This is a genomic window from Paraburkholderia phymatum (assembly GCF_040965635.1).
Lineage (GTDB): Bacteria > Pseudomonadota > Gammaproteobacteria > Burkholderiales > Burkholderiaceae > Paraburkholderia > Paraburkholderia phymatum_B.
Window position 1 is genome coordinate 289,445 of the sequence record NZ_JBFRCH010000002.1, and the last position, 21,185, is coordinate 310,629.

The following is a 21,185-nucleotide window of genomic DNA, read 5'->3' on the forward strand; positions in this document are numbered from 1 at the left end:
CTGCTAGTCCTCGTTACGCGTGAGCCGGTTGACGCGATGCATACACGCGTTCCTTGAAGGGTGCGATCCCGATGCGGTTGTAGGTGTCGATGAAGCGTTCGCCGTCGATGCGGCTCTCGACGAACGTGTCGATCACCTTCGACACCACGTCCGGCATTTCTTCCGCCGAGAACGACGGGCCGATCACGCGGCCGAGCTTCGCGCCGTCTTGCCCCATGCCCTGCTCGCCGCCGAGCGACACCTGGTACCACTCCGAGCCGTCCTTGTCGACGCCCAGCACGCCGATGTTGCCGACGTGATGGTGGCCGCACGAGTTCATGCAGCCCGAGATATTCAGCGACACGTCGCCGAGGTCGTACACGAAGTCGAGGTCGTCAAAGCGCTCCTGGATCGCTTGCGCAATCGGAATCGACTTCGCGTTTGCGAGCGAGCAGAAGTCGCCACCCGGGCACGCGATGATGTCGGTCAAGAGGCCGATGTTCGGCGTCGCGAAGCCTTGCGCCTTCGCCTTTTCCCACAGCGCGTACAGGTCGCGTTTCTTCACGTCGGCGAGAATCAGGTTCTGCTCGTGCGACACGCGGATCTTGCCGAACGAGTATTCGTCGGCCCAGTCGGCGACGGCTTCCATCTGCTTGTCGGTGGCATCGCCGGGCGCAACGCCCGTCTTCTTCAGCGACATCGTGACGGACGCATAGCCCGACACGCGATGCGGACGCACATTGCGCTCGACCCAGCGCGCAAACGCACGGCTTTCGAGCAGATGCTTTTCGAACGACGTGTCCGTGTCCGGCAGCTTCTCGTAGACGGGCGGCTGGAAGTATTGCGACACGCGGTCGAGTTCGGCTTGCGTGAGCGTCGACGGACCGTCCTTCAGGTGCTGCCACTCTTCTTCGACCTGCTGCGAGAATTTCGCCGCCGACAGCGACTTCACCAGAATCTTGATGCGCGCCTTGAACAGGTTGTCGCGGCGGCCGTAGCGGTTATACACGCGCAGCACGGCTTCGCAATACGTGAGCAGATGCTGCCAGGGCAGGTCTTCCTTGATGATCGCGCCGATGATCGGCGTGCGGCCGAGACCGCCACCCGCGAGGATGCTCGCGACGACTTCACCCGCGGCGTTCTTCTTCAGATAGACGCCCAGGTCGTGAATCTGCACGGCCGCGCGATCTTCCTTCGAGCCCGACACGGCGATCTTGAACTTGCGCGGCAGCCACGCAAATTCCGGGTGGAACGTCGACCACTGGCGCAGAATTTCGGCCCACGGACGCGGATCGATGATTTCGTCAGACGCGACGCCCGCGAACTGGTCGGCCGTGATGTTGCGGATGCAGTTGCCCGACGTCTGGATCGCGTGCATCTGCACGGACGCGAGCTTGCGCAGGATTTCCGGCGTCTCTTCGAGCTTGATCCAGTTGTACTGGATGTTCGTGCGCGTCGAGAAGTGGCCGTAGCCGCGATCGTGCTCGCGCGCGATGGTCGCGAGCATGCGCAGCTGGTCGCTGCGCAGATTGCCGTACGGAATCGCGATACGGTGCATGTACGCGTGGCGCTGCATGTAGAGGCCGTTTTGCAGGCGCAGCGGACGGAACTCTTCTTCGCTCAATTCGCCCGACAGACGGCGACGAACCTGATCGGCGTACTGCGCGACGCGTTCATCGACGATGGTCTGGTCGTACTGATCGTATTGGTACATTCGGGGACCCCAGGGTTTGTGTTCGTCTCGCACAACACGGCGTTCCGGTTACGCCGCGCCTCGTATTCGTCATGCCAGTCAGCTTTGAGCCTCGCGGCCGTGGGCCGTTTAGATGCATCGCTCATTTGCTAATGACAAATACAGATATCCATATTGGAAAAACTGGACAAATCGTAATAAACTCGCCTTATATTTCAAACGACTAAAAAATTCTTTTGATATGCGGCGAGGTTATATATGAACCTGCATCAGTTCCGCTTCGTACGGGAGGCCGTCCGGCAGAACTTCAACCTGACGGAAGCAGCCAAGGCGCTGTATACGAGCCAGCCTGGCGTGTCGAAGGCGATCATCGAGCTGGAAGATGAACTGGGCGTCGAAATCTTCACCCGGCACGGCAAGCGCGTGCGCTCGCTGACGGAACCGGGGCGGATCATTCTGGCCTCCGTCGAGCGCATTCTGCAGGAGGTCGAGAGCCTGAAGCGAGTCGGTAAGGATTACGCGGCGCAGGACCAGGGCAATCTCGTGATCGCCGCGACGCACACCCAGGCGCGCTACTCGCTGCCCGCCGCGATCGCCGAATTCAAGAGGCGCTTTCCGAAGGTGCACCTGTCGATCCTGCAAGGCAGCCCGACGCAGGTCGCGGAAATGGTGATCCACGATCAGGCGGATGTCGCGATCGCGACGGAAGCCGTGTCCAGCTACAAGGAGCTGGTGTCGCTGCCGTGCTTCTCGTGGCATCACGTGGCCGTGATGCCCGCCGATCATCCCCTCCTCGAACGCAAGCAGCTTTCGCTCGACGACCTGACGCAGTTTCCGCTGATCACCTACGACAACGCGTTCGCGGGCCGCACGAAGATCAACGACGCGTTCCGCCTGCGCGGCCTGCATCCCGACATCGTGCTCGAAGCGATCGACGCGGACGTGATCAAGACTTACGTCGAACTGGGGCTGGGCGTCGGCATCATGGCCGATATCGCGTTCAACGCCGAGCGCGACCGTCATTTGCGCGCGTTGCCCGTCGGCCATCTGTTCGGCAGCAACGTGACGCGCGTCGCGCTCAAGCAGGGTGCGTATCTGCGCAGCTATGTGTACACGCTCGTCGAGCTGCTGTCGCCGAACCTGAACCGCAAGCTGATCGAGCAGGCGCTCAAGGGCGATCACGAAACGTACGAGCTTTGATGTTTGTTCCCCATAACGACTGACACGACTGACGACTGCCACACCTGTCTGCAACGGAGACCCTTTCGCATGACGCCGCAAAACAACAAGCTGAAAAACACCTTGCGCCATCTGACACGCGCCGCCGCGCTCGGCGCGTTGCTCTTCGCCGCCGCCGCGCACGCGGACGTCAAGGTCGGCATCGATCTGTCGAGCACGGGGCCTGCCGCCGCCATCGGCATCACGAGCAAGAACGCGATGCTGATGTGGCCGAAGACGATTGCCGGCCAGCCGGCGCAGTACATCGTGCTCGACGATGGCTCCGATCCGGGCGCGGCCGTGCGCAATATCCGCAAGCTGATCAACGAGGACCACGTCGATGTGATCGTGGGGCCGAACGTCACGCCCGCCGCGATGGCCGCGCTCGATCCCGTCGCCGGGAGCCAGACGCCGATGATCACGCTGATCGGCTCGGCGAGCGTCGTCGAGCCGCAGGAAGGCAAGAAGGTCTGGGCGTTCAAGATGGCGCAGACGGACGGCGCGATGGCCGACGTGATGACGCGCTACATGTCGAATCACAACGTGAAGACGGTCGGCTTCATTGGCTTTGCGGACAGCTATGGCGACAGCTGGCTCAACGAGTTCACGAAGTTCGCGGCGCTGCGCCATATCCAGGTCGTCGCGACCGAGCGCTTCAACCGCACCGATGCGAGCGTCACGGGCCAGGTGCTGAAGCTGATGGCCGCGAAGCCCGACGCCGTTCTGATCGCGGGCGCGGGCACGCCGACGGTGCTGCCGCAGCGCACGCTCGTCGAGCGCGGCTACAAGGGCGCGATCTATCAGACGCACGGCATCGCGACGCCGGAGTTCATCAAGCTCGGCGGCAAGGATGTCGAGGGCACGCTCTTTCCGACGCAGCCTGTCGTCGTCGCGCGCTCGCTGCCCGCCGATCATCCGGCGAAGAAGGCCGCGCTCGCGTTCGTCAGCGCATACGAAGCGCAGTATGGCCCGAACACGGTCACGCAGTTCGCGGGCGACGCGGCGGGTGTCTATCCGCGCTTGCAGGATGCCGTCGCGCGCGCGTTGAAAACGGCGCAGCCGGGCACACCGGAATTTCGCGTCGCGCTGCGCACGGAGCTCGAACACGCGCATGAGCTGGTGGTGCCGAACGGAGTCGTGAACACGAGCGCGAAAGATCACGTCGGCCTCGATCAGCGGGCGAGCGTGATGGGGATCGTCAAGGGTGGGAAGTTTATGTATTTGAGCCAGTGACGTGAGCCAATGAGCCTTGAAGTGCCCGCGCTCGATGCAGCGGCCATCGCTCGAAGCGACCCAGCCGCTGCCGCATAAGCGCTAACCGCTACGCCAAAAACGCCACCGCCTCATCCATCACGCTGCGCCAATCGCCCATCAACGACTGGCGCAGCGGCTTCAGATTCGCCATCCACGGCGACGCATCGCCTTGCACGCCCCAGCGCCATTCGCTTGCCAGATTGAGCGGCACGATGGTCGTCTTGCCGAGCATCGCGCTCAGATTCGCGACGCCCGAATCGACGGCGACGACGGCGTCCAGTTGCTCGATGCACGCGGCCGTCTCCGCGAACCTTGCGATGCCCGGCCCGTACACGCTGATGTTCGCCGACGGCATGCCCGCGAAGCTCTGCGCGGCGGGATGATGCAGGCTCACGAAGTGCCGCTTCGCCGCGACGGACGGATGCGTGACGAGATGTTCGACTTCCGTCAGCGGCAAGCTGCGCCGGATCGCCGAACAGCGCATCACCGCACCGACTTCATGTGCGTGCCGCTGATTGCAGTCCCAGAAGATGCCGATCAGCGACTTGCCCGGATGCGCAGCACGCATCCCACGCGCCCATTCGGAGGCGGCGGCGCGCTCCGCGTCGGGCGCGCGCAGATACGCGGGGAAAAACGGCGACGGCAGCGGCGTCTGCCGCGCGGCCAGCAACGGCAAATGAAGCAGCGTCGCGTGCAGATCGGGCGCGAACTTGCGCACCTCGGTAGCCAGCGCCTCAGGCATGCCCTCCTGCTGATGAAGCGGACGCGGCGCGCCCACGACGACGCATTCCCGCAACGAAGCCTGCAACAGCGCATGCAGCGGCGGATCGCAGGTGATCATCAGTTGCGCGCCCGCAGCCTGCCATTGCGGCACGTTGGCGAACAGCAGGAACTGGTCGCCGTAACCCATCTGATGCGTGATCAGCACGCGCTTGCCGCGCAGATCCTGTTCGCCCGACCACGAAGGAATGTCGGCGGGCCGGTAGTTGCCGGTGTCGCTGTGATTGCGCGCGAGCCACGGCTCGAAGCCCACCGGACGCCCCGTGCGCAGCAGCGCTTCGCCGTACAGATGCTCCGCTTGCCGCGCGAACCATTCGCCTTCTGCGGCGGCCGTGCGCCACGCGTGCTCCAGCATCGGAATGCCGCGCTCGACGTCGCCCGACATCACGAGGCTCTGCCCGAGGCTCATCTCGTAGTAAGCGGGTCTCCACGCGAGCGCCGCATGGTTGCGCCAGGTCGCGACGGCATCGAAATGCCGCCCCATCAGCGTCAACGCATACGCGCGCCAGTTGACGAAATGCACGTCGCGCGGCTCGATCGCGAGCGCGCGGTCGGCGTACGGCAGCAGTTCGTCGTCGCGCCTGGCTTCGATCAGCGCGATACAGACGGCGCGCAGCTTTTCGATATCGTCGGGGGCATGGGCGAGCGCATCGAGCGCATCGTGAAGGTTCGACATGGCGTGGGTCGCTTTCTTCGTTTGTTCGGCAGGACTGACGTATCGGCGGCACCGCCGACGGCGGGCGAGTATACATCGTAGAATCGGTTTGCAATCTCAAAACTTCACAGCATCGTCCGATCATGCGCACGACCCGAGCCATCCATGCCGTCGAACGGCTGAAGACCCGCAGCGGCAACCCGCGTTTCGCGGCCATCAGCCTGTCTGGCGGGCTCTTCTATCTCGTCGACAAATCGGGCGGCACGGATCAGAAAGTCTCCGATCCGCTGCCGCTCGACGAGTTCGTGAAGTTCGTCGACGCATACGGTCCCAAGAAACCGCGCAAGGTCAGCAAGCTCGATCTCGCCTTCGAAGAGCAGATCAAGCGCAGCAAGAGCTGAACATCAGCCGCCGTTCCGCACGTCCTGCCACAGCAGCTTCGCGTGGCTGTCGAACACGGCATCGATGAAGCGCAGGCCCGCGACGCCATCGTCGACGGTCGTCAGCAGACGGCTTTCCTCGGGTAGCGGCAAGCCCGCGTCGATCGCTTCGATCTGCAGCGCGGCATCCTTGTACAGTTGCGCGAACGCTTCCAGATAGCCTTCGGGATGGCCGGGCGGCACGCGCGTCGCATGCCGCGCGATCGCGCTGTCGACGCGTCCGCGCGTGAGCTTTTGCATCGCGCCGCCCAGCGGCGTGAACAGCAGCTCGTTCGGGTTCTCCTGATCGAACGCGAGATGGGCCTTCGTGCCGTACACGCGCAGACGCAGCGCGTTTTCCGCGCCGCTCGCAACCTGGCTTGCCCACAGCATGCCGCGCGCGCCGTTCTCGTAGCGCAGCAGCGCCTCGATATGATCGTCGACCTGGCGGCCTTCGACGAACGTATGCAGTTCCGCGACGATCTGCTTCGGCAGCATGCCCGTCGCGAACGCCGCGAGGTGATACGCATGCGTGCCGATGTCGCCGAGACAGCCCGCGCGACCCGCCTGCTTCGGGTCGGTGCGCCAGACGGCCTGGCGGTTCTCGCCCGTAAGCTCGACCGGCTTCGCGAGCCAGTCTTGCGCGTATTCGACCTGAACGACACGCACCTCGCCGATCTCGCCCGCGTCGACGAGTTCGCGCGCGTGGCGCACCATCGGATAGCCGGAGTACGTGTGCGTCAGCGCGAAGAGGCGGTTCTTCTCGCGCGCCAGTTGCGCGAGCGCTTCGCCTTCTTCGAGCGTCATCGCAAGCGGCTTGTCGCAGATCACGTGGATGCCCGCATTCAAAAACGCCGTCGCGACGGGCGCATGCAGATGGTTCGGCGTGACGATCGCGACGGCGTCGATTCCGTCGTCGCGCGCGGCTTCGAAGCGCGCCATCTCTTGCCAGCTCGCGTAGCTGCGCGCGATGCCGGCTTCGTCGGCGCTTGCCTGCGCGCGCTGCGGGTCCGACGAAAGCGCGCCCGCCACCAGTTCGAAGCGGTCGTCGATGCGCGCGGCGATCCGATGCACCGCGCCGATGAACGCGCCCTGTCCGCCGCCGACCATGCCCAGCCTGAGTCTTCGTGCCATCGTCTTGCGCTCCTGTTCGATGCGGGACTATTGCGGAACCATCTCGGGTTTAAAGGCCCAGCACGCGCTTCAGTTGCGCGGCGTCCGCGCCGCTGCCCGCGAAGTCGTCGAATGCATGCTCTGCCACGCGGATGATGTGCCGCTTGATGAACTCCGCGCCTTCGCGCGCGCCGTCTTCGGGATGCTTCAATGCGCACTCCCATTCGAGCACCGCCCAGCCGGGAAAATCGTATTGCGCCATCTTCGAGAAGATCGCGCCGAAGTCGATCTGCCCGTCGCCGAGCGAACGGAAACGCCCCGCGCGCTCGACCCAGCCGCTATAGCCGCCGTACACGCCTTGCCGTCCGTTCGGGCGAAACTCCGCGTCCTTCACGTGAAAGGCCTTGATGCGCTCGTGATAGATATCGATGAACGCAAGATAGTCGAGCTGCTGCAACACGAAGTGGCTCGGATCGAACAGGATATTCGCGCGCCCGTGATCGCTCACAGCCGCGAGAAAGCGTTCGAACGTCACGCCGTCGTGCAGGTCCTCGCCCGGATGCAGTTCGTAGCAGACGTCGACGCCCGCTTCATCGAACGCATCGAGAATCGGCGTCCAGCGGCGCGCGAGTTCGTCGAACGCGGCTTCGACAAGACCAACGGGACGCTGCGGCCACGGATAGACATACGGCCACGCGAGCGCGCCCGAAAACGACACATGCGACGTGAGCCCGAGACGCTGCGATGCCTTCGCGGCCCACTTCATCTGCTGGATCGCCCACTCGGTGCGCGCAGCCGGATTGCCGCGCACATGCGGCGCGGCAAAGCCGTCGAACAGCGCGTCATACGCCGGATGCACCGCGACGAGCTGGCCTTGCAGATGCGTCGACAATTCGGTGATCGAGACGCCCGCATCGGTGACGATGCCAAGCAGGTCGTCGCAATACGCCTGGCTCGACGCCGCCTGTTCGAGATCGACGAGGCGCGGATCGGCGGGCACCTGGATGCCCTTGTAGCCCAGATTCGCGGCCCAATCCGCGAGATGCGCAAGCGTGTCGAACGGCGCCTTGTCACCCATGAACTGCGCGAGAAAGATCGCCGGCCCTTTGATCGTTTTCATCGTGCTGCTCCCTTCGGTGGATTGAAAAGGCGCCGCCCTTCGCATCGGATCACGAAGTGCAGCGCCCCGCTCAGGCATGCAGCGATCAGAACGGCGAATCAGGGAAGTAGAAGTCCTTCGCGTTTTCCTTCGTGATCAGCACCGACGGGATGATCGTCGTCGGCGGCAGCTTGTCGCCTTTGAGGCGCGCTTCCGCCGTCAGCTTGATCGCGTCGTAGATGAACTTCGGCGAATACGACACGTCGGCCTTGATGAGCGGCGCGCCGTCGATCACGTTCTTGACCATGCCCTTCGAGCCCGCGCCGCCGAACACGATCTTGATGTCGCTGCGCTTGGCCTGATCGATCGCCTTCAGCACGCCGACTGCCATGTCGTCGTCGGCGGCCCAGACCGCGTCGATATGCTTGAAGCGCGTCAGGTAGTCCTGCATCACCTTGAACGCGTCGTCGCGATTCCAGTTCGCGTACTTCGCATCGAGAATCTTGATGTTCGGATAGTTCTTCAGCACGCCCGTGAAGGCCGTCCAGCGTTCGTTGTCGAGCGTCGTCGGAATGCCGCGCAGCGCGACGACGTCGCCCTTGCCGTCGAGCGCCTTCGCCAGATACTCGGCGGGAATCTTGCCGAATGCGGTGTTGTCGCCTGCCACATACGCATCCTGCGCGCTCGTGTCGGTGAGGCCACGATCGACGACCGTCACATAGACGCCTTTCTTCTTCACCTGCGCGACGGGCTGAGTGAGCGAAGCCGATTCATACGGGAAGATCACGAGCGCGTTGATCTTGTTCACCGTCACGAGATCCTGCAACTGGTTCGCCTGCTCGGGCGCATTCGCCGCAGTCTTCACGATCACCTTCAGGTCGGGATGCGCTTTCTCCAGATCGGCCTTCGCCTTGTTCGCCCACCAGACAATGCCGCCCGTGAAGCCGTGATCGGCCGTTGGTATCGCGACGCCCAGCGTGACCTTGTCGTCGGCGCGCGCGGCGCCTGTGAGCCCCAATATCCCTAGTGCCAGCACCCCGGCGCCAACCGCTCGAATGATCTGCTTCATGGCTGTGTCTCCTTTGACTTTCCTTTGACTGGTTTCTTCGTCGATGAACCGCTCCTGCGCTGCTCTCCTCTGCCGCTTGCGTTGCATTGCTGCCTGAAACTTCGCCACCCTGCTACCGCCGCCCTCGCTGAAGGAACGCGACGACGATGATCACGACGCCCTGCACGGCCGCGTTCAGATACACGCTGATGATGCTCGTGAGATTGAGGATGTTCGCGATGACGGACAGCAGGATCGCGCCGATCACCGTGCCCGCGATGCGCCCTTCACCGCCCTTGAGCGCCGTGCCGCCGACCACCACCGCGGCGATCGCTTCGAGTTCCCACAGAAGGCCCGTCGTCGGCGTCGCGGAGCCCAGGCGCGGCACGTAAAGCACCGTCGCCACGCCGACACAGATGCCGAGCAGCACATACGTGACGATCTTCACGGTATCGACGCGAATCGCCGCGTAGCGCGCGACCTGCTCGTTCGAGCCGATCGCCTGCACGTGACGCCCGAACGCGGTGCGATTGAGGATCAGCGCGCCGCCCGCCGCGACGACGAGAAACACCCAGATCGGCACGGGCACGCCGAAGAGGCTCGCGTAATAGACGGGGCCGTACAGATCGGAGAGATTGTTGTCGAGCGTGAGCGCGCCGCCGTCGGCGAGCCAGGTGAGCACCGCGCGAAAGATGCCGAGCGTGCCGAGCGTCACGATGAACGGCTCGATCCGCCCTTTCGTGATGAGCAGTCCATGCGCGCAGCCGAACGCGCCGCCCAGCACGAACGCGCAGAGAATGCCGATGATCACGATGGTCAGCGGCGCGAACGCATGGCCGCCGGGCGACAAGGCGAGCGCGTTCATCAGCCAGATCATGCTGCCCGCGATCAGCGCGGCCATCGAGCCGACGGACAGATCGATGCCGCCCGAAATGATCACGAACGTCATGCCCACCGCGATGATGCCGATGAACGACGTGCGCGTGAGCACGTTCATCATGTTGTCGACGGTGGCGAAATCGCGATTGAGCAGCGTGCCCGCGATGCACAGCACGATCAGGCCGGCGAGCGGCCCAAGACCATGCAGACGATGCGCGATGCGCATCGCGCGCCCGGTAGGCGCGGTGTCAGTGTGTGCCGGTCGCATGAGCGATCAACTCCTCTTCGGTCAGATGGTCGAGACCGAGCGTCGCTTGCAGGCGGCCCGCGCGCATCACGGCGACGCGATGGCACAGCCCGATCAGCTCGATCAGTTCGGATGAAATGACGATCACGGCGCGCCCTTCGGCGGCGAGCCGGTGAATCAGGAAATAGATGTCGCGTTTCGCGCCGATGTCGACGCCGCGCGTCGGCTCGTCGAGCACGATCACATCGGGATTGGGCTGCAGGAACTTGGCGAGCGCGAGCTTCTGCTGATTGCCGCCCGACAGCATGCGCGCGCGGCTCGACAAATCGCCCGTGCGAATGCCGAACTCGCGCACGGCCCGCGTCAGCGCATCGCGTCCCGCTTTCAGGTCGAGCAGCGGATGCGCGAAGTGCTCGAGCGTCATCAGCGTCACGTTGTCCTGCAGGCTGAGGTTCACATGCAGGCCCTTGCCCTTGCGGTCTTCGCTCAGATACGTGAGGCCGCGGCGCATCGCATCGCGCGGGCTGTGCAGATCGGCCCTGCGTCCCGCGATTTCGATCGCGCCCGCCGTGCGCTTGCGCAAGCCGATGATCGCCTCGAACGCTTCCGTGCGGCCCGCGCCGACCAGCCCCGCGAAGCCGAACACTTCGCCCGCGCGCACTTCGAAGCTCAGATCGTCGACCCAGTCGGGCACGCTCAGCTTCTCCACTTTCAGCGCGATGGGCGCGTCGGCGGGAGGCGGCGTCTTCGCCGGGAACATGTCGGACAGCTCGCGCCCGACCATCAGGTTCGCCATCTGCTGACGCCCGAGCAATGACGTCTCGCTGCGCGCGACGAAGCGGCCGTCGCGCATCACGATCACTTCGTCGGTGATGTGCTCGACCTCGTCGAGCTTGTGCGAGATGTAGACGATCGTCACGCCATCGGCCTTCAGCTTCGTCATCAGCGCGAACAGGCGCTCGGTTTCGGAAGGCGTGAGCGTCGCCGTGGGCTCGTCCATGATCAAAAGGCGCGCGCGCCGCGACAACGCCTTCGCGATCTCCACCATCTGCTTTTCCGCGACGATCAGATCTCGCACCTTCGTATCCGGATGCTGGTGCAAGCCGACCTGCTCCAGATAGCGCTTCGCCTCGTTGCGCATCGCCGTATCGTCGACGAACAGGCCCTTGCGCTTCTCGTGGCCGAGATACATGTTCTGCGCGATCGTCAGATGCTCGGCGAGATTGAACTCCTGGTGAATCAGCACGATGCCCGCCGCTTCCGCATCGCGCGAGCCCCCGAAGCGCTGCGCGTGGCCGTCGACCAGCACGGTGCCCTCCGTCGCCGTCTCGTAGCCCGCGAGTATCTTCATCAGCGTCGACTTGCCCGCGCCGTTCTCGCCGAGCAGTCCGTAGATGCGGCCCGGCGCGATGTCGAAGCTCACGCCGTGCAGCACGCGCACGGGGCCGAAGTCTTTGCGGATGTCGTCGAAACGGACGGCGAGACTCATCGCGGCGGCCCTCTCATGCGCTCTTTCTGACCACGAGCCGATGCGGCAGCAGCACGCCCGGCACGTTTTCGGTCGGATTCGCGAGCCTGCGCAGCAGCAGACGCGCGGCCGTTTCGCCCAGTTCGCGCATCGGCTGCGCGATCGTCGTAAGGGGCGGCTCGATTTGCGCGGCAAGCGAGATATCGTCGAAGCCCACGACGGCCACATCGTCCGGCACGCGCCTGCCGACACTGCGCAATCCGGCAATGACGCCGATCGCGAGCGTGTCCGACACGGCGAACACGGCTGTCGGCGCATCGGCGTGCGTCATCAGGCGCGCGGCTGCCTGCGCGCCCGCTTCGTAGTCGAGGCTGTTCACGTTCACGCGCCAACGTTCGTCGGGCACGATGCCCGCGTCGCGCAATGCGTCGAGATAGCCGCGCTGACGCTGCTGCGCGTACAGGTAGTGATCGTCGGAATTGATCAGCGCGATGCGCCGGTGGCCGCGCGCGAGCAAGTGGCGCACGGCGTCGCCCGCCGCGCGGTAGTTGTCGATGCCGACATACGGCACGCCCACTGACGAATCGAACTCGCAGCACGCGACCCACGGCAGCGCGTTCGACTCTTCGGCGAGCGCCTGCTGCACCGTCGCGGGATCGAGGCAGATCGCGCCGTCCGCGCGTCGCCGGCGCAGCAGATCGAAGTAGCTGCGCTCACGGCCCGGGTCGGCGCCCGTGTCGCACAACAGCATGAAATAGCCGTGCTGGCGGGCGACGGAATCGATGCCGCGAATCACCTCCGCATAGAACGGATTGCCGACGTCGGGCACCATCGTCAGCAGCAGGCGGCTTTCGGCCGTGCGCAGATTGCGCGCCAGTTCGTTCACCCGGTAGCCGCTCGTCGCGACGGCGGCCAGCACCTTGTCGCGCGTGGCCGGGCACACGTTCGCGTGGCCGTTGAGCACCCGCGAAACCGTCGCCACGGAAACACCCGCCTGCTCCGCGACACCCGCGATCGACAGGCCCTCCGCTGCGCCACGCGAACCGCTGCGCGCATCGGGCTCGGCCGCGCCGTGCGTCGGCGATTGCGGGTCAGGCCGGGACGGTTTGTCCACGGGTTTGTCCACCATCTGGCTCCGAAAATGTAATCGATTACATTCTTGGTCGACGGGACGGCGAATCGCAAGTCCCATCGCGTAGGGATTTACACGGAGGCCAGACGGCTCCAGGAGAACGCGCGTCTTGCAGCGCACGTGCCCGTTACCGGGCGGCAACGGCGCGCGGTTTGGTACAATTTCGCAGTTAACGAACAGAACAGCGGAACAGCGGGAGGGGCTCACCGATATATCCCGCTGTCGTCGCCCTGCCCGCATCCAAACCCACACCGCCGAATTGATCATGAACATCGAACAAGCGCGTTTCAACATGATTGAACAGCAGATCCGTCCCTGGGAAGTTCTCGACCAGGACGTGCTGAATCTGCTGTCGATCGTCAAACGTGAGAACTTCGTGCCCGCCGCCTATCGCGAGCTGGCGTTCGTCGATTTCGAAATTCCGCTGCCCGCCGGCCAGCACATGCTCGCGCCGCGCGTCGAGGCACGCGTGTTGCAGGAACTGGCGGTGAAGAAGCATGAAACCGTGCTGGAAATCGGCGCGGGCTCGGGCTACATGGCCGCGCTTCTCGCGCACCGTGCACAGCATGTGCTGACCGTCGATATCGAGCCGGAGCTGACCGGGCTCGCGAAGACGAACCTCGCCGCCAACGGCGTGCTGAACGCCGAAGTCGCGACGGGCGACGCTTCGCGCGGCTGGAACGCCGCCGCGCCGTACGACGTGATCTGCGTGTCGGGCGGCCTGCCCGTGCTGCCGCAGGAAGTGCTGGAGCAGCTGAAGGTCGGCGGACGTCTCGCTGCCTTCGTCGGCACGGCGCCTGTGATGAAGGCGCAGATCATCACGCGCGTCGACGAAAAGCAGTTCCGTATCGCCGACGTGTTCGAAACCTACGTCGAGCCGCTGCAGAACGCGGTGCGCGCACCGCGCTTCCGGTTCTGAGCATCGGCACGACACCGACACCGTAGCGAGATTTGAAGATGCAAAACCTGACCGCTCCCGCTCTCGCCGACTGGCTCGCCGACAAGTCGCGCCCTGCGCCTGTGCTGCTGGACGTGCGCGAGCCATGGGAAATCGAAACGGCGAAAATCGCCGGCAGCCTGTCGATTCCGATGCGCGAAATCCCCGCGCGCAGCGAAGAACTGGACGACGATGTGCAGATCGTCTGCGTGTGCCATCACGGCGCGCGCAGCGCGCAAGTCGCGATGTTCCTCGAATCGCGCGGCTATAAGGACGTGTTCAATCTGCAAGGCGGCATCGACGCGTGGTCGCGCCAGGTCGACCCTTCCGTTCCCACGTATTGAGCTGAGATCGCTTGTCGTTGATGTAGTCGAAACGCGCCGGAATTCTCCGGCGCTTTTTTTATTTGTCGCTTCGGCCCTGTCGGTTCACGGTCCGGCCATTTCCCTTTGACGATTCGGAAGCGTCGTACACCGTCCTGATCATCGATCGGTCAACATGCCTCGTTTCCTTTTCGAAAGCAGAGGCCTGAATGAACCTGGTCGGGATCGCGTCGGCGGCAACGTTGCTGTTGCCCGTCGTTTGTCATGCGACGCTCGGCGCTGCGCCATCGACGGACGCGCATCAGACGTCGAGCCGCTTGCGCGCAACGCCGCTGTCCGCCTCGCCCATCGCTTCGGCCTGGTCCGTCCAGGAATCGCAAACGGCCGACGGCGTCACGGTCCGCGAATACGCTTCGCCCGCGAACGGCGTGCGGCCAATGCCGCCCGTCTGCAACAGGTCAGAACGACTTACGGGGCGCGCCGCTTACGGTCTGGCTCACGGGTTACCTATTATGGGGAGCCCGTATGGTCACCGCCTGTTACCGACCGGAGGCGCTGCGCGATAACCAGAAAAAATGGGAAAAAGCTGTTGACAGCAAGAAGTTCTCCTTCATACGGAAGCATCCCACCGTCGGCGCCATATTAGTAGCACTGCTGGGCTTCGGACTGCGAACGCTTCATGGCGCAGATATCGACGTGGGCGTGGGCTTGGAGGCTGACGGCAGTGAGGGCGAGCGGCCTGCCAGTACCGCGAGCTGCTACGCGGCGCATTGTAAGACTGATCCTGAGCTAATATTTGACCTCCGTAAATTGAATCCGGCAGCAGTTGCATGCCTAATACACAAACACCGAGGAAACAACTTGGACGCCGATGACAGCGCCAATGGCCGCTCAGTGGCTATCTACTGGGACTTCGAGAATCTCCATGCCGGGCTCGTCGAAGGCAAGTATGGGGAAGGTGCCTATGCTAAACAGGACAATCGTTTCAAGCCGCAAGAGCCGCTCGTTGATGTCCAAGCTTTGGTAGAGCTCGGCTCATCCTTTGGGCCGGTCGCGATCAACCGGGCATACGGCAACTGGCAGTTCTTCGGCCGATACCGAGATGCGCTGCTGCAAAGTGCCGTAGAACTCATTCAGCTCTTCCCTCCCGGCGCCTCCGCCAAGAACGGTGCCGACATCAAATTGTGCTTAGACGCTACGGAGGACATCAGCCGCTTCAACCATATTGGCACTGTCATCATCATCGGCGGCGACAGCGATTTTATGCCAGTAGCCCAAAAGATCAAGGCCGCCGGTCGCACCCTCATCGGCATCGGCAATCGCAAGAACACCAACAAGCACTGGGCAAAGAGCTGCCACGAGTTCCGGTATTACGACAGCCTGATAGAGGCGGTCTCCGCAGAAGAAGCGAAACCGGCTGTGGTGGAGGATGCCGACCCGGTACCGCGAGATCCTGCAGCAGACATACTCCGGCGCGCGATTCGCTTGCTGGCAGAGTCAAAGGGAGACGCTTGGGTTCACAAAGCTAACGTTTTGCCTATGGTCAAACGCCTGGATCCAACCTTTGATCCCAAGGACCATGGCTACACGAGCTTCAGTGAGATGATCAAGGCATTAGATGCTGTCGTCGAGATCAAAAAAGGAGAGAGGGATCACCTTTTTCGACTGCGATAGCCGTCATGCACCACCTGCTGATGCCCGCCCAACCGCCATCGTCAACGCCCGCAATCGGGTCGTCGGCTTGACGTGGATGGACTGCGTGACAGTTAAACACGAGCCCCCTTCCGTGGGGTGGCGCGTGACCACCGGCGGCAGACGACATCACCGCATTCGTCGTGGTGCGTGCAGACCGGTTAGCGTCGAGGAAAAAGCAGCAATGAAAATGGTTGGCCCCGCTTTCTCAGAATGACCGCAGTTCGGTGTCAATCAGCCGTTTCAACGGCCGAACGCCAGCACGGTCGAAAGACCGTTCGTGGCCGAACGCGGCCGACCTGCAAGGCATCCACGAGAATCTTCTACGGCAGCAATGCTGACTCCCGCGGCCGACAGCGGCCACAGCCGCCCGTCCGCCGCTGTTCAGGACGCCGTGAATCCAAACGGCCCTAGCCGGATCCTATTGCCAAAGAACCGCGACATCGCTCGAGCCTCTATCGCCGAATCCCAAAAGACCGATAGTGGGAAAACATGCAATTGCCAAATCAATGGGACGAAACGTACAGCGACGATCGCGGCCCCGCCTCCGGCACCGCAACGACGCAGGAACAGTCGCGGGAAGCGCTTGCGATGCGACGTTTTCGGTGTTGTCCCGCATTCGTGTAGACGCCGCACCCGTAACCGCTTTCGAGGCAGCCTTGGACCGTTACTGGCTTGCGCCGTGCGGCAGATTGGCATGGCCGACGAAAGCCGGAGCGGAGGCCGAGGCGCCCGGGGCCGTAACCGCAGGTGCCGGGGCCGGGGCGGTCGCAGCGGTCGCAGCAGGCGCCGAGGCAACCGCGGTGACGGGGGCTACGCTCGCGGCGGGGCTCGATGCCGTGGCGCTGGTGTCCGACGCGGCGGGCGCGGCAGCTTCATCGTCGCTCTTGCTGCATGCGGCGAGCGCCATAGCCGCCATCAGGGAGGCGAGGAGGAGGGACTTCTTCACGGGTACGTCCATGGTGTTTATAGCAGGGAGCCAAGCATCATAACGACTATTGGCCAACCAGGCCGCACCGAATACATTCCGTTGCATTTGCTAACAGATCGTGTCTTGCGCCGATCTGTCTGGATTCCAGTCTTGAGCCAATTCTGGAACAAGAATGCCCTCCAGAAACGGAGGGCATCGAAGGTGGTTGTCAGTCTTGCCACAGCCGAAATGCTCCTCGATTGCGCTTGCGGATCACCTGACTTATCTGATAGGCGACGTGCCGATTGGCGCAGCGTCGTCTCTGTCGTGCCCGTGCTGCTGCCATTGCAACCCTTCCTGGCGCGCGCTCGCTCCATTGCCGGCACGCCACCCGTGCCCGCGCCGCCGCCGCGGTCAGTCGCCCGTGCCGCCAAGGTTACCTTTTACGCCTGGTACCACCATCGAACGGCCGAAGTGATGCCCGCACCGATCACCGTTGCTATGCAACGCAGTTCGCTGGCATGGTGGAACAAACACATCTGATTCCTGTGCGCCCCCACGCAACATTTTTTCTTCCCAATGCTCCGGAAATCTGCTCTATGAGAAGAGAGAGGGTGTGAGGGATACAGATTTAGCTGGATCAGCGTACGCCCGTAACCGACCCACAAGGAACACTCACTCTTGCGGAAAGCGGACACACAGATGTTTTCGGCGCACCTCGATCGCCACCAGTTTCGATCTGTTCAGTCCGCTGACTCGAAACGCAAGGGCAACGTGGCTATCGGTGCATGTAGCGTCGCACATCGAATAAACGCCAGCCGCGAAAAAAGACAAAAATGAGCACTAGCGCTGTGGGGATGACGAAAGGGTATGCAGGAAAATGATAGTGACCGGCCGAGTCAACCTCCGGCAGCACGCCATGCATTGGGGCGGCGACGCCATACCATATGGCTATCCGAAAAGCACCCAGCAAAGACTGCCACGGATGGCGAATGGTCCATGGGAAATCGCGAAACAACACCCAAGCTGCGGCGGCCAATCCACACAGCGGATATGAAATTATTATCGCGCCGGCAATCTTGGTAATGCACCACCAGGTGTGTTTTGAGTTACGGCTGCTCATGCAAAACCATCCGATCTCGGCGGAAGTATATCGAGCGAATATATATGGACCGACGGGCTGCTTGTGTGCGGCGCCGAACAAGTCATGCAATAGTACGACACAGATTGGCCGATACTATGAATGTCCGAAACTGGCCGAGATGGAATGGACACCGCCCTCCCTTCCCTGGTCGCCACGAGGCCGATACGCGGCGATCTGAAGGGTCGACTTTTGCGAAGGCTTCGTAAGCCGCGCGTTTTCACGCGGTCTCGGCCGCTAACGCCCAGTCGGGATCGCTCCACTTCGTTGGCCAGCATGACGGATTGCGATTCAGCATTTTCGGCACGAACATGTACATGCTGTGCATGTCGAATCTCCACCGCACGCGCGACGTCAAAGAGTTCATCGAGTTTATGCTGGACCAGGCACAAAAGGCGGGGCGCGGTCCGCCGACAAGTGCGCCCCATTAAGCTTAAAGGTCCACGTCTTTTGTCTCCGGCCCGATGAGCGCGCCGACACACGCAATCGCACCGCCAATACACAACAACGCGACGGGGGCGTAGCGCAGCGGCATCACCGAACCGAGCCAGTTCATATAGAACGCGTAGAACGATGGCAATATCACCGACAGGCTATAGCCGACGCCAAAACCTGTCGCTCGGACGCCCGTTGCAAATCGCTCGTTGATATATGTGACGATCACGGCCCACGCCGAACTCACCGTAATCGCAAGACCACATACGATCAGCGCGACAACGGGCAGTGCAACTCCAGTCGCCCCGATGAGTACATACAGCAGTAAGGCTCCCAGCGTGGCCGAGAGAGCGCTTACAAGGGAAAGCATCGTGCGGCGGCCAATCCGTTGCCCCAACATGCCTGCTCCCACATAACTGAAACAGAGCACTGCATAGGACAGCATGAGCGTCGTTGTCATCTGAAGCGCCGTAAGGTGCAGCGTCTTCAACAGAATGCCCGTGGGAAGGAACAGACCGACGATGTTTTGTGTAAGCCAGAATCCCGTCATCATCAGCAGGACCTGAACAAGATTGCGAAGCGCTGCGCCGCTAACGAGCCGGCTGGTTGACGTCGCTTGCGGCTTTCCGGCCGATTTCCCGACCCAGACTTCCGATTCGGCAACCTTGTGCACATAGTAAAGTGCCAGAAGCGCCGCCATGAATGCGCCGATCATGAACGGAATGCGCCAACCCCATTGTGCATAGGCAGACTGCGGACCGCCTACCGGAAAGAGCGCGAACATGACCATCGCGATCAGATTGATTGCAACATAGGCCGCCGGAAAGCCAGCGAGAATCAGACCGCCCACGAGGCCTCGCTGCTCCTTCTTCGAATATTCGATGGCAAGCGGCAATGCGCCGGTATATCCGCCACCAAGGAAAATGCCGTCGATGAAACGTAGAATCACCAGAATCCAGTACGACGCGATCCCGATGGACTCATAGCCCGGTATCAGCGCGATCAGGAAGGTTGCGACACCGAACCCGCTGACGGACAGAATCGAGGCCGCGCGACGTCCGACGCGGTCGGCGATGCGGCCGAACAGCAGTGCGCCGAGAGGACGTCCCAGCAGCGTGGTGATGAATACCAGCGACTCGAGTATCGCCTGATGCCCGCTGGACACGTGCGTCGGCAAAAAGAACGACTGAATCGGCGCAAGGATGATCACCGGAAGATAGATATCGAACATATCGATGAATTCCGAGAACACCGCGCCCTTGATGGCGTTTTTTCGTTTCTCGTCAATCGTCTCTTCTCGCGCTATTTGCCCGAATTCGTTGACGCGTACAGATTCCATTACAGTCTCCAGTTTTGTACTGCCTACACGTATTGCTTGACCAAACGGACGGCGCTCGCCGTGACGGTCCCATCGGGCCGCCCGGCGTGCGCCGTAGCACGGTCAATTTGAGTGCGCCTATTTCCTGACAAGCGGGCAGACGCTTTCTGCAAGCGGTTCGAAGGCTTCATCCTTCGGAATCACGGAGCGGATCTTGAGCAAGTCCCACTCGCCTTTCGATTCAGATGGCTTCTTGGCTTCCGCGAGATACATGTCGTGCACCATCAGGCCATTTGCCTCGATACGCCCATCCTTCGCGAAAAAATCGTTGATGGGCGTCGCACGCATTTTTTCCATCACCTTGTCGCTGTCGGCTGTTCCCGACGACCGGACCGCGCTCAGGTAATGCATCGTCGCTGAGTACATGCCGGCCTGGACCATCGTCGGCATCTTGCCTGTGACCGCGTAGAACTTTTTTGCAAACGCCCGCGTCTGGTCGTCGTGATCCCAATAGAACGCGGTGGTGAATTGCAGCCCCTGTGCCGTCTTCAGCCCCATTCCCTTCAGGTCGCTGTCGAAAATCAGCAATGGCGCGACCACAACGTTGTTGCGCGACAGGCCAAATTCCGCCGCCTGTTTGACTGCATTCTGCGTATCTCGCCCCGCGTCGGCCAGACCGACTACCTGAGCCTTTGAAGCCTGTGCCTGCATCAGATATGAAGCGAAGTCAGATGCAGACAATGGATGCTTCACAGAACCCACTACGTCGCCGCCCATTGTCTGCACGACCCGGGTTGCCTGGCTCTGCAGTGAGTTGCCGAATGCGTAGTCGGCCGTGACAAAGAACCAGCGCTTGTAGCCTGCCTGCAGGAGTGCGCGTGCCGTTCCATTTGCAAGGGCATAGGTGTCGTATACGTAGTGAACGCCATAAGGTGAGCATTGCTTGCCCGTGAGTTCTGTCGTGGCCGAGCCTGCAAAGATTGTGATCTTCCGTTTCTCGACGCCGAGCTTCTGCAACGCGAGTGCCGACGCGGAATCAGTGGACTCGAGCACGGCCTGAACATCGTCCTGGTCGTACCAGTAGCGCACCTTCGTAGCAGTGACATCGACCTTGTTCTGATAATCCGCCGACATTATTTCTATCGGGCGTCCCAGCACCGTACCGCCGAAGTCCTGCGCAGCGAGCTTGACGGCCGCCACTCCACCCGCACCGCCAATCCCCGAGTACACGCCGCTCATGTCGACAATCACGCCGATCCTGAACGGCTCTGCATGCCCCTTGTCGGCTGCTTCGCAGGTGCCGGCTATGACTGTTAGCGAACATGCCGCTACCAGCTGTGCGCATATCCAACGATTCAATCCCGATGACGATTTCATGATGTGTGTCTCCTGAAGTTACTGAATTATTATTTTGTATATCTAAGTAATTACAATACCTGGATGCT

At 62.4% G+C, this 21,185-nt stretch carries 20 protein-coding genes; 8 read left to right on the forward strand and 12 right to left on the reverse strand.

Annotation, left to right across the window (positions count from 1 at the left end; genetic code table 11):
- Nucleotides 1–13: 13 nt before the first annotated feature.
- Complete coding sequence (locus AB4Y32_RS04710; protein ID WP_368720208.1) at nucleotides 14–1,693, reverse strand: nitrite/sulfite reductase; 1,680 nt, start codon at nucleotides 1,691–1,693, stop codon at nucleotides 14–16.
- Between the two features lie 237 nt (nucleotides 1,694–1,930).
- On the opposite strand from AB4Y32_RS04710, the gene AB4Y32_RS04715 reads away from it, so the two are divergent.
- Nucleotides 1,931–2,872, forward strand: a complete 942-nt coding sequence (locus AB4Y32_RS04715; RefSeq protein WP_368720209.1) for a CysB family HTH-type transcriptional regulator — start codon at nucleotides 1,931–1,933, stop codon at nucleotides 2,870–2,872.
- 69 nt (nucleotides 2,873–2,941) lie between these two features.
- Nucleotides 2,942–4,123, forward strand: coding sequence for an ABC transporter substrate-binding protein (locus AB4Y32_RS04720; RefSeq protein ID WP_368720210.1), 1,182 nt, complete (start codon nucleotides 2,942–2,944; stop codon nucleotides 4,121–4,123).
- Nucleotides 4,124–4,211: 88 nt separating this feature from the next.
- Here the strand turns inward: AB4Y32_RS04720 and AB4Y32_RS04725 are convergent, their stop codons facing one another.
- Nucleotides 4,212–5,600: a hypothetical protein gene (locus AB4Y32_RS04725; protein WP_368720211.1), complete on the reverse strand. Its 1,389-nt coding sequence runs from the start codon at nucleotides 5,598–5,600 to the stop codon at nucleotides 4,212–4,214.
- Between the two features lie 122 nt (nucleotides 5,601–5,722).
- Between AB4Y32_RS04725 and AB4Y32_RS04730 the strand changes: the two genes are divergently transcribed.
- Nucleotides 5,723–5,980 (forward strand): hypothetical protein, encoded by a 258-nt coding sequence (locus tag AB4Y32_RS04730; RefSeq protein WP_087734382.1) that lies wholly within the window; start codon nucleotides 5,723–5,725, stop codon nucleotides 5,978–5,980.
- Nucleotides 5,981–5,983: 3 nt separating this feature from the next.
- Here AB4Y32_RS04730 and AB4Y32_RS04735 read toward each other — a convergent pair whose 3' ends face one another.
- From AB4Y32_RS04735 to AB4Y32_RS04760, 6 genes are all read right to left on the reverse strand, one after another.
- Nucleotides 5,984–7,132, reverse strand: a complete 1,149-nt coding sequence (locus tag AB4Y32_RS04735) for a Gfo/Idh/MocA family protein (protein WP_368720212.1) — start codon at nucleotides 7,130–7,132, stop codon at nucleotides 5,984–5,986.
- Between the two features lie 49 nt (nucleotides 7,133–7,181).
- On the reverse strand, nucleotides 7,182–8,231 hold the full coding sequence (locus AB4Y32_RS04740) for a sugar phosphate isomerase/epimerase family protein (RefSeq protein ID WP_368720213.1): 1,050 nt from the start codon (nucleotides 8,229–8,231) through the stop codon (nucleotides 7,182–7,184).
- Between the two features lie 85 nt (nucleotides 8,232–8,316).
- Nucleotides 8,317–9,279 carry a substrate-binding domain-containing protein gene (locus AB4Y32_RS04745; RefSeq protein WP_368720214.1) on the reverse strand — a complete coding sequence of 321 codons (963 nt, stop codon included), beginning with the start codon at nucleotides 9,277–9,279 and terminating at the stop codon, nucleotides 8,317–8,319.
- A 112-nt stretch (nucleotides 9,280–9,391) separates the two neighbouring features.
- On the reverse strand, nucleotides 9,392–10,405 hold the full coding sequence (locus AB4Y32_RS04750; protein WP_368720215.1) for an ABC transporter permease: 1,014 nt from the start codon (nucleotides 10,403–10,405) through the stop codon (nucleotides 9,392–9,394).
- A complete protein-coding gene (locus AB4Y32_RS04755) occupies nucleotides 10,386–11,873 on the reverse strand; it encodes a sugar ABC transporter ATP-binding protein (protein ID WP_368720216.1) in 1,488 nt (495 codons plus the stop codon). Before AB4Y32_RS04755 ends, AB4Y32_RS04750 begins: the two co-directional genes overlap by 20 nt.
- Before the next feature lie 13 nt (nucleotides 11,874–11,886).
- Nucleotides 11,887–12,873 carry a LacI family DNA-binding transcriptional regulator gene (locus AB4Y32_RS04760; RefSeq protein ID WP_368720546.1) on the reverse strand — a complete coding sequence of 329 codons (987 nt, stop codon included), beginning with the start codon at nucleotides 12,871–12,873 and terminating at the stop codon, nucleotides 11,887–11,889.
- A gap of 376 nt (nucleotides 12,874–13,249) precedes the next feature.
- On the opposite strand from AB4Y32_RS04760, the gene AB4Y32_RS04765 reads away from it, so the two are divergent.
- From AB4Y32_RS04765 to AB4Y32_RS04780, 4 genes are all read left to right on the forward strand, one after another.
- Nucleotides 13,250–13,903, forward strand: coding sequence for a protein-L-isoaspartate O-methyltransferase (locus tag AB4Y32_RS04765; RefSeq protein ID WP_368720217.1), 654 nt, complete (start codon nucleotides 13,250–13,252; stop codon nucleotides 13,901–13,903).
- A 38-nt stretch (nucleotides 13,904–13,941) separates the two neighbouring features.
- Entirely contained in the window at nucleotides 13,942–14,265 is a 324-nt protein-coding gene (locus AB4Y32_RS04770; protein WP_368720218.1) for a rhodanese-like domain-containing protein, read from the forward strand.
- A gap of 188 nt (nucleotides 14,266–14,453) precedes the next feature.
- A complete protein-coding gene (locus tag AB4Y32_RS04775; RefSeq protein WP_368720219.1) occupies nucleotides 14,454–14,810 on the forward strand; it encodes a DUF2844 domain-containing protein in 357 nt (118 codons plus the stop codon).
- Nucleotides 14,770–15,918: an NYN domain-containing protein gene (locus AB4Y32_RS04780; RefSeq protein WP_368720220.1), complete on the forward strand. Its 1,149-nt coding sequence runs from the start codon at nucleotides 14,770–14,772 to the stop codon at nucleotides 15,916–15,918. The genes AB4Y32_RS04775 and AB4Y32_RS04780 overlap by 41 nt, the downstream gene beginning before the upstream one ends.
- Nucleotides 15,919–16,603: 685 nt before the next feature.
- On the opposite strand, the gene AB4Y32_RS04785 is transcribed toward AB4Y32_RS04780, so the two are convergent.
- Nucleotides 16,604–16,885: a hypothetical protein gene (locus AB4Y32_RS04785; protein WP_368720221.1), complete on the reverse strand. Its 282-nt coding sequence runs from the start codon at nucleotides 16,883–16,885 to the stop codon at nucleotides 16,604–16,606.
- Between the two features lie 132 nt (nucleotides 16,886–17,017).
- On the opposite strand from AB4Y32_RS04785, the gene AB4Y32_RS04790 reads away from it, so the two are divergent.
- A complete protein-coding gene (locus tag AB4Y32_RS04790) occupies nucleotides 17,018–17,389 on the forward strand; it encodes a hypothetical protein (RefSeq protein ID WP_368720222.1) in 372 nt (123 codons plus the stop codon).
- Between the two features lie 235 nt (nucleotides 17,390–17,624).
- Here the strand turns inward: AB4Y32_RS04790 and AB4Y32_RS04795 are convergent, their stop codons facing one another.
- The 3 genes from AB4Y32_RS04795 to AB4Y32_RS04810 all read right to left on the reverse strand — a co-directional run bounded on the left by AB4Y32_RS04795 (nucleotide 17,625) and on the right by AB4Y32_RS04810 (nucleotide 21,117).
- A complete protein-coding gene (locus tag AB4Y32_RS04795; protein ID WP_368720223.1) occupies nucleotides 17,625–17,969 on the reverse strand; it encodes a hypothetical protein in 345 nt (114 codons plus the stop codon).
- Nucleotides 17,970–18,420: 451 nt separating this feature from the next.
- A complete protein-coding gene (locus AB4Y32_RS04805) occupies nucleotides 18,421–19,761 on the reverse strand; it encodes an MFS transporter (protein ID WP_368720224.1) in 1,341 nt (446 codons plus the stop codon).
- A 117-nt stretch (nucleotides 19,762–19,878) separates the two neighbouring features.
- Nucleotides 19,879–21,117 (reverse strand): ABC transporter substrate-binding protein, encoded by a 1,239-nt coding sequence (locus AB4Y32_RS04810; protein WP_368720225.1) that lies wholly within the window; start codon nucleotides 21,115–21,117, stop codon nucleotides 19,879–19,881.
- Nucleotides 21,118–21,185 lie beyond the last annotated feature (68 nt).

Coding starts and splice junctions, on each gene's coding strand:
- AB4Y32_RS04765 (WP_368720217.1), top strand. CDS start 13,250: ATGAACATCGAACAAGCGCGTTTCAACATGATTGAACAGCAGATCCGT.
- AB4Y32_RS04775 (WP_368720219.1), top strand. CDS start 14,454: ATGAACCTGGTCGGGATCGCGTCGGCGGCAACGTTGCTGTTGCCCGTC.
- AB4Y32_RS04780 (WP_368720220.1), top strand. CDS start 14,770: ATGGTCACCGCCTGTTACCGACCGGAGGCGCTGCGCGATAACCAGAAA.
- AB4Y32_RS04710 (WP_368720208.1), bottom strand. CDS start 1,693: ATGTACCAATACGATCAGTACGACCAGACCATCGTCGATGAACGCGTC.
- AB4Y32_RS04755 (WP_368720216.1), bottom strand. CDS start 11,873: ATGAGTCTCGCCGTCCGTTTCGACGACATCCGCAAAGACTTCGGCCCC.
- AB4Y32_RS04745 (WP_368720214.1), bottom strand. CDS start 9,279: ATGAAGCAGATCATTCGAGCGGTTGGCGCCGGGGTGCTGGCACTAGGG.
- AB4Y32_RS04735 (WP_368720212.1), bottom strand. CDS start 7,132: ATGGCACGAAGACTCAGGCTGGGCATGGTCGGCGGCGGACAGGGCGCG.
- AB4Y32_RS04805 (WP_368720224.1), bottom strand. CDS start 19,761: ATGGAATCTGTACGCGTCAACGAATTCGGGCAAATAGCGCGAGAAGAG.
- AB4Y32_RS04715 (WP_368720209.1), top strand. CDS start 1,931: ATGAACCTGCATCAGTTCCGCTTCGTACGGGAGGCCGTCCGGCAGAAC.
- AB4Y32_RS04810 (WP_368720225.1), bottom strand. CDS start 21,117: ATGAAATCGTCATCGGGATTGAATCGTTGGATATGCGCACAGCTGGTA.
- AB4Y32_RS04725 (WP_368720211.1), bottom strand. CDS start 5,600: ATGTCGAACCTTCACGATGCGCTCGATGCGCTCGCCCATGCCCCCGAC.
- AB4Y32_RS04795 (WP_368720223.1), bottom strand. CDS start 17,969: ATGAGCAGCCGTAACTCAAAACACACCTGGTGGTGCATTACCAAGATT.
- AB4Y32_RS04770 (WP_368720218.1), top strand. CDS start 13,942: ATGCAAAACCTGACCGCTCCCGCTCTCGCCGACTGGCTCGCCGACAAG.
- AB4Y32_RS04740 (WP_368720213.1), bottom strand. CDS start 8,231: ATGAAAACGATCAAAGGGCCGGCGATCTTTCTCGCGCAGTTCATGGGT.
- AB4Y32_RS04720 (WP_368720210.1), top strand. CDS start 2,942: ATGACGCCGCAAAACAACAAGCTGAAAAACACCTTGCGCCATCTGACA.
- AB4Y32_RS04730 (WP_087734382.1), top strand. CDS start 5,723: ATGCGCACGACCCGAGCCATCCATGCCGTCGAACGGCTGAAGACCCGC.
- AB4Y32_RS04750 (WP_368720215.1), bottom strand. CDS start 10,405: ATGCGACCGGCACACACTGACACCGCGCCTACCGGGCGCGCGATGCGC.